The organism is Achromobacter semiaridum, from assembly GCF_053543755.1.
Genome location: NZ_JBLVOL010000069.1, coordinates 1 through 6,249 on the forward strand (window position 1 = coordinate 1; position 6,249 = coordinate 6,249).

Genomic DNA, 6,249 nt, shown 5'->3' on the forward strand with positions numbered 1-6,249 from the left:
GCCACGGCCGGTGCCGCGGGCGCCGCCGCCAAAAGCGGCGCATCGCGCTGGCTTGGCCCCATCGCCGGCATCGCCGCCGGCCTGGGTATCGCCGCCTTGTTGTCCAGCATGGGCCTGTCGGGCGCGTTCGCCGAATTCCTCGGTTCCGCCCTGCTGATCGCCGCTGTCGTGTTCGCCGTCATGTTCATCATCCGCCGCCTGCGTGGCGCCGGTCCGCGTACGGCAACGCAAGGCGCGTTCAATGGCGCCAACAACGCACCCGGCCAGCAACAGCAGCCCATGTGGCGCGAAGCGCTCAAGCCGACCGCCGCCGCCGCTCCGGCCGCTGCCGCGGCTGCCCCCGTGGCGCCTCCGGCCGTGCTGCCCAAGGCCGGCGAGGACAACAACTGGTTTGTGCCGGGTGATTTCGACACCCCCGCCTTCCTGAAGCAGGCCAAGGAGCAGTTCGTGCGCATCCAGGCCGTGTGGGACAGCGGCAGCACCGATGGCCTGCGCGACTTCCTGACCGATGACCTGATCACCGAGCTCAAGCCGCAACTGGCCGAGCGCGGCGCGGCGCCCAACAAGACCGAAGTGGTCCTGTTGAACGCCGAAATGCTGGGTATCGAAACCGTGTCCGACGGCCACCTGGCCAGCGTGCGCTTCTCCGGCATGCTGCGCGAGGCCCCGGGCGCCGAAGCCTTCCGCTTCGAAGAAGTCTGGAACCTGTTCAAGCCCGCCAATGGCGGCTGGCTCTTGGCCGGCATTCAACAGATCCCCGTGGATCTGGCCAGCTAAACGCTGTTTGATCGGGGCTGACGCTGTCCTCCGTTGCCGGATGCCTCAGGGCATCCACTTGAACCGGCCCTAGAAGGGCCGGTTTTTCCTTGTCCCGTTGTACTAAACGCGGTCCCATCTAACCCGTTACACTCCCGATTTAGCCACTAATCCCGCAACCCCGACCCACCGGCGTTGCACACCGTCATGCTGCCCTTTTCCTTTCTGCCCACGCCCTCTCGAATGGCTGTCAGTGCGCTCAACGCCCTGTTGAGGCGCGAGGAATGGGCGCGCGAGCGCCTGGCGCGGCATGCCGGCAAGACGGTGCGCTTTGCGCTGGGTGGCTTCACATTGGGGCTGACGATCGATAGCGAAGGGCTGGCCGCCCAGGCCGACCCGGCGGTGGTGCCGGATGTGACGTTGACCGTCGCGCCCGAAAAGCTGCCCCTGCCGCACCTGGGCGCTGATCGTGAAACGCCCGATTTCGCGCAGGCCACGCATATCTCCGGCGACGCCGCGCTGGCCCAGGTCGTAGCCGACCTTGCCAAGCAGCTGCGCTTCGATCCCGAAGACGCCCTGGCCCGCGTGGTGGGCGATATCGCCGCCCTGCGCATCGTGGGCGGCGCCCGCTCGGCAGCCGATGGCGCGCGCAACGCCGGCAAGCGCCTGGCGGAAAACGTGTCCGAATACCTGGCTGAAGAAAGCGGCGTGCTGGTGGGCCGCCCGGCGCTGGAGCAATGGCGCCTGGATCTTGCCGAACTGACCGCAAGCGCCGACGCGTTGGCGCGTTCGGCCACCGCCCTGCAAACCCGTCTGGCGTCCGCCAGCGCAAAGCGGGGCGCCTGATATATGTTCCCCCTGCTGCGCCTTATTCGCATCATCGTCGTATCGCTGCGTTATGGCCTGGACGAACTGGTCCTGTCCAGCCTGAATCATCCGCTGGCCACGTGCCTGCTGCGCGTCATTCGCCTGGGCACCCGCCCGCGTCAGCCGCGTGGGCAGCGCCTGCGGCTGGCGCTGGAATCCCTGGGGCCCATCTTCGTCAAGTTCGGCCAGGTGTTGTCCACCCGCCGCGACCTGATCCCCGCTGATATCGCCAACGAACTGGCCCTGCTGCAAGACCGCGTGCCGCCGTTCCCGTCCGCCCAGGCCGCCGCCTGCATCGAGGCCGCGCTGGGCGCGCCGCCTGAAAAGCTGTTCGCGCAGTTCGACGTGGACCCGGTCGCATCCGCGTCCATCGCGCAGGTGCACTTTGCCGTGCTGCACGACGGCCGCGAAGTGGCCGTGAAAGTGCTGCGCCCGGGCATGCTGGGCATCATCGAAAAAGACCTGTCGCTGCTCAAGATCGTGGCGCGCATCATCGAGCGCCTGGGCGCCGACGGCCGCCGCCTGAAGCCGCGCGAAGTCGTGGCCGAGTTCGACAAGTACCTGCACGACGAACTGGACCTGGTGCGCGAAGCGTCCAATTGCAGTCAGCTGCGCCGCAATTTCGGCCCGGAATCGGGCCGGGGCGACATGCTTATCGTCCCAGAAGTGATCTGGGAATACACGGCGTCCACCGTGTTCACCATGCAGCGCATGTACGGCATGCCGGTGGGCCAGGTGGAACGCATGCGCGAGGCCGGGATCGACATCCCGACCCTGGCGCGCACCGGCGTGGAAATCTTCTTCACGCAGGTCTTCACCGACGGCTTTTTCCACGCCGACATGCACCCGGGCAACATCTACGTGTCGGACCGCCCCGACACGCTGGGCAGCTATATCGCGCTGGACTTCGGCATCGTCGGGTCGCTGTCAGAATTCGACAAGAACTATCTGGCGCAGAATTTCCTGGCCTTCTTCCACCGCGATTACCGCCGCGTGGCGCAGTTGCACATCGAGTCCGGCTGGGTGCCGGCCGACACGCGCGAAGAAGAACTTGAAGGCGCCGTGCGCGCCGTCTGCGAACCGTACTTTGACCGGCCGCTGTCCGAGATCTCGCTGGGGCAGGTTCTGCTCCGCCTGTTCCAGACGTCGCGCCGGTTCAATGTCGAGATCCAACCGCAGCTGGTGCTGCTGCAAAAGACGTTGCTGAACGTCGAGGGACTGGGCCGCCAGCTTGATCCCGACCTGGATCTCTGGAAGACCGCCAAGCCCTATCTGGAACGTTGGATGCGCCAGCGTGTCGGATTCAAGGGGCTGCGTCAAAGCCTGGAAAAAGAAGCCGTGCAGTGGTCGCAAATGCTGCCCGCTTTGCCCAGGCTGGTCCATGACCACCTGAGCCGCCCGAACGTCTCGCCCGCGCTGCTGGCCGAGATGATTCACCTGCGGCGCGCCCAGGAACAGAACAACCGGCTGGTTGCAGCGCTGGTTGGGGTGTTGGCTCTTGCGATCGGGGTCGCAATCTGGGCCTTGACCCGATAGGCGGCGCGATGGTCTAGACGAACTCTGTCATGTTTCATTCATGAAACGGTCATCATAGCTTCGCGGGAAACGGCGAAAAATAGCGCTGCGGTGGATGAAAGCAGCGTCAGTCGCCGGAACGACGCGCGCGCCATTCATTAATTTCTATCGCCCCACAAGCGGGACGAATACAAGGGCAGACCCATGCTTTATCCTGAACTCTTCAAGACCATGGAAGCCGTGCGCTGGAACATGGCGCACGACATCCCCTGGGGAGATTTCGATCGCAGCAAGCTCTCGGACGAGCAAGCGCAGACGATCAAGATGAACGCCATCACCGAATGGGCGGCGCTGCCCGCCACGGAGATGTTCCTGCGGGATAACCGCGGGGACAGCGACTTCTGCGCATTCATGTCGGTGTGGTTCTTTGAAGAGCAAAAGCACTCGTTGGTGTTGATCGAATACCTGCGCCGCTTCCGGCCCGACCTGGTGCCCACGGAAGAAGAGCTGCACAACGTGCGCTTTGAATTCGACGCCGCGCCCGAGCTGGAAACGCTGATGCTGCATTTCTGCGGCGAAATCCGCTTGAACCACTGGTATCGCCGTGCCGCCGAATGGCACACCGAGCCCGTCATCAAGGCCATCTACAAGACCGTGGCGCAGGACGAAGCCCGCCATGCCGGCGCGTACCTGCAATACATGCGCCGCGCGCTGCATGACCGTGGCCAGGACACCAGCGAACAAGCTCGCCTGGCGTTCTCGAAGATCGGCGTGCTGATGGCGTCGGCCGGCCGCACGCAGCAGGCGCTGCACCCGACCAACCTGCACGTCAACAAAGACCTGTTCCCCAACGACACGGTGCAATCGCGCCTGCCGGAGCCGGGCTGGCTTGAGCACTGGCTGGACACGCAGATCCGCTTTGACGGCATCTGGGAACAGAAGGTAGCCAGCCGCATTCTGCACATCCTGTCCAAGCTGATGGATCGCAGCTTTGAAACGGTGAAGGACCTGAACCGCTACCGCAAGGAAATGACCGCGCTGGTCGTGCCGAAGGAAAAGCAGATCATCCTGGGTGGCGCCTGAACGTCACTTTCGGGCGGTGGATGCGCGGATATAATCGCCGCATGTCCGCCGCCCGTTTTGAATCCAAAGTCCTGTCTCGCGACGAATGCGTCGCCGCCGTTGCCGCCGGCCGCCTGCCGCGGCCGCTGGTGTTCACCAACGGGGTCTTCGACATCCTGCATCGTGGCCATGCCACATATCTGGACCAGGCCGCGCAGTTGGGCGCGACCTTGGTGGTGGCCGTGAACACCGATGAATCGGTGCGCCGCCTGGGCAAGGGTGCCGAGCGCCCGCTGAACCGCATGGAAGACCGCGCCGCGCTGCTGGCCGCGCTGGGCTGCGTGACCGTGGTCACGTCGTTTCACGAAGACACGCCCGAAGCGCTGATCGGCCAGATCAAGCCCGACCTGATCGTCAAGGGCGGCGACTACGACATGGAAACGTTGCCCGAAACGGCGCTGGTAAAAAGCTGGGGCGGTCGCGCCGTGGCCATTCCGTTCGAATTTCAGCGGTCCACGACGGCGCTGGTGAAGAAGATCCAGGGCGGTTGAGGCCGAGGGGCGTGGAGCCTGCGCAGGGCATGAAAAAAGGCGGCTTGTGCAAGCCGCCTTTTTTGTCCGTAGCCCGTAGCCCGTAGCCCATCCCATCGCATCCAAGCCCGATCCCCAGCCCGATCCCCAGCCTCAGCGCGGTTCCCGCAGCAGCCTGTTGATGGCTTCCAGATCCGTTTCCGCCAGAATGCCGCTGGTGGCCTTCAGCCGCAGCCCCGACAGCACCGTGCTGTAGCGGGCCAGCGCCAGATCGCGCTGCGTCGCGTACAACTGCTGCTGCGCATTGAGCACGTCCAGGTTGATTCGCACGCCGACTTCGTAGCCGGTGCGGTTGGCCTCGACGGCGGCGCGGCTGGATTTTTCACCGGCTTCCAGCGCTTGAATGCGAGCCAACCCGCTGGTGACACCCGTGTAGTACTGGCGCGCGGCCTGGATGGCTTGGCGGCGTGCGGTTTCGAAGTCGTGGCGGGCCTTTTGTTCCAGCTGCACCTTCTCGGTGACCTGGGACGATACGCCGCCGCCGGAATACAGCGGAATGGACAGCACGACGCCCACCGTGTTGTCGATGGGCTTGCCCGGCGCCGCGTTGCGCATGACGGCGTCGCTGGCGCTGCCGCTGGTGGCCCGCAGGTTCAAGGTGGGATAGTGGCCGCTCTTGGCGATCTGGATTTCGCGGCCGGCGATGCGGGTCAGCAACTGCGCGCGCAGCACCTCCAGGCTGGACGATTCAGCCTGAGTGCTCCAGTCGTTGACGCGGGCGGGCTGGGGCGACGGCAATTGCACGCCGTAGGGCAGTTCGGCCAGCGCGCCCGGCGCTGTGCCGATGATCTTGGCCAATTCATCGCGGCGCACGTCCAGGTCGTTCTGCAAGCGCAGTTCCTGCGCGACCACCAAGTCGTAGCGCGCCTGCGCTTCATAGGTGTCGGTAACCGTGGAATTGCCCAGCTCGAAATTGCGCTTGGCCGATTCCAGCTGACCCGCCACGGCCGCTTTCTCGGCCTCGGTCGCGGTCAGCGCGTCTTGCGCGTACAGCACGTTGAAGTAGGCATCCGCCACGCGCAGCAGCAGGTCTTGATAGGCTTGCTGCAACTGGACTTCGACATCGGCCACGATCAGCTTGGACTGCTCGTAGTTTTGCCACCGGCCCCAATCGAACAGCGGCTGCGTCAGCGCCAGGTCCCAGACGCCGCGCCCGCCACTGTAGGCCACGCCCAGGCCGCGCGTGCTGCGCGTTTCCTGGTATGCGCCGCCGGCTTCGGCCGAAATAAGCGGCATCAGCAGCGAGCGGGCTTGCGGTTCTTTTTCCAGCCCGGCGCGATAGTTGGCGCGGGCGGCGGCATAGGTGGGGTCATTGCCCAGGGCGGCTTGCCAGACCTGGATCAGGTTCTGCGCAAATGCGGGCAACGGGCCGACGCTTGCGGCGGCGGTAAAAACCAGTAAAGCCGTAAGCAATCGGACGCGCATGATTTTCAACGATACGCCGGGGCCCCCCCAGGGT

At 65.1% G+C, this 6,249-nt stretch carries 6 protein-coding genes; 5 read left to right on the forward strand and 1 reads right to left on the reverse strand.

The window, feature by feature from the left end:
- The 5 genes from ACNPP0_RS18865 to rfaE2 form a co-directional block, all read left to right on the forward strand.
- Positions 1-777 (forward strand): Tim44 domain-containing protein (locus ACNPP0_RS18865; protein ID WP_448706695.1); only part of this gene is annotated, 777 nt, incomplete at its 5' end.
- A gap of 186 nt (positions 778-963) precedes the next feature.
- On the forward strand, positions 964-1,602 hold the full coding sequence (locus tag ACNPP0_RS18870; protein WP_448706696.1) for a ubiquinone biosynthesis accessory factor UbiJ: 639 nt from the start codon (positions 964-966) through the stop codon (positions 1,600-1,602).
- Between the two features lie 3 nt (positions 1,603-1,605).
- A complete protein-coding gene (gene ubiB, locus ACNPP0_RS18875; protein ID WP_046807657.1) occupies positions 1,606-3,159 on the forward strand; it encodes a ubiquinone biosynthesis regulatory protein kinase UbiB in 1,554 nt (517 codons plus the stop codon).
- Between the two features lie 183 nt (positions 3,160-3,342).
- The gene (locus ACNPP0_RS18880; RefSeq protein ID WP_046807656.1) at positions 3,343-4,221 is read left to right on the forward strand and encodes a ferritin-like domain-containing protein; all 879 of its coding nucleotides are present in this window, start codon (positions 3,343-3,345) and stop codon (positions 4,219-4,221) included.
- A 41-nt stretch (positions 4,222-4,262) separates the two neighbouring features.
- Positions 4,263-4,751 carry a D-glycero-beta-D-manno-heptose 1-phosphate adenylyltransferase gene (gene rfaE2, locus ACNPP0_RS18885; RefSeq protein WP_219991621.1) on the forward strand — a complete coding sequence of 163 codons (489 nt, stop codon included), beginning with the start codon at positions 4,263-4,265 and terminating at the stop codon, positions 4,749-4,751.
- Between the two features lie 132 nt (positions 4,752-4,883).
- On the opposite strand, the gene ACNPP0_RS18890 is transcribed toward rfaE2, so the two are convergent.
- A complete protein-coding gene (locus tag ACNPP0_RS18890; protein ID WP_448706709.1) occupies positions 4,884-6,215 on the reverse strand; it encodes a TolC family outer membrane protein in 1,332 nt (443 codons plus the stop codon).
- Positions 6,216-6,249: the final 34 nt, after the last annotated feature.

Coding starts and splice junctions, on each gene's coding strand:
- ubiB (WP_046807657.1), top strand. CDS start 1,606: ATGTTCCCCCTGCTGCGCCTTATTCGCATCATCGTCGTATCGCTGCGT.
- rfaE2 (WP_219991621.1), top strand. CDS start 4,263: ATGTCCGCCGCCCGTTTTGAATCCAAAGTCCTGTCTCGCGACGAATGC.
- ACNPP0_RS18890 (WP_448706709.1), bottom strand. CDS start 6,215: ATGCGCGTCCGATTGCTTACGGCTTTACTGGTTTTTACCGCCGCCGCA.
- ACNPP0_RS18880 (WP_046807656.1), top strand. CDS start 3,343: ATGCTTTATCCTGAACTCTTCAAGACCATGGAAGCCGTGCGCTGGAAC.
- ACNPP0_RS18870 (WP_448706696.1), top strand. CDS start 964: ATGCTGCCCTTTTCCTTTCTGCCCACGCCCTCTCGAATGGCTGTCAGT.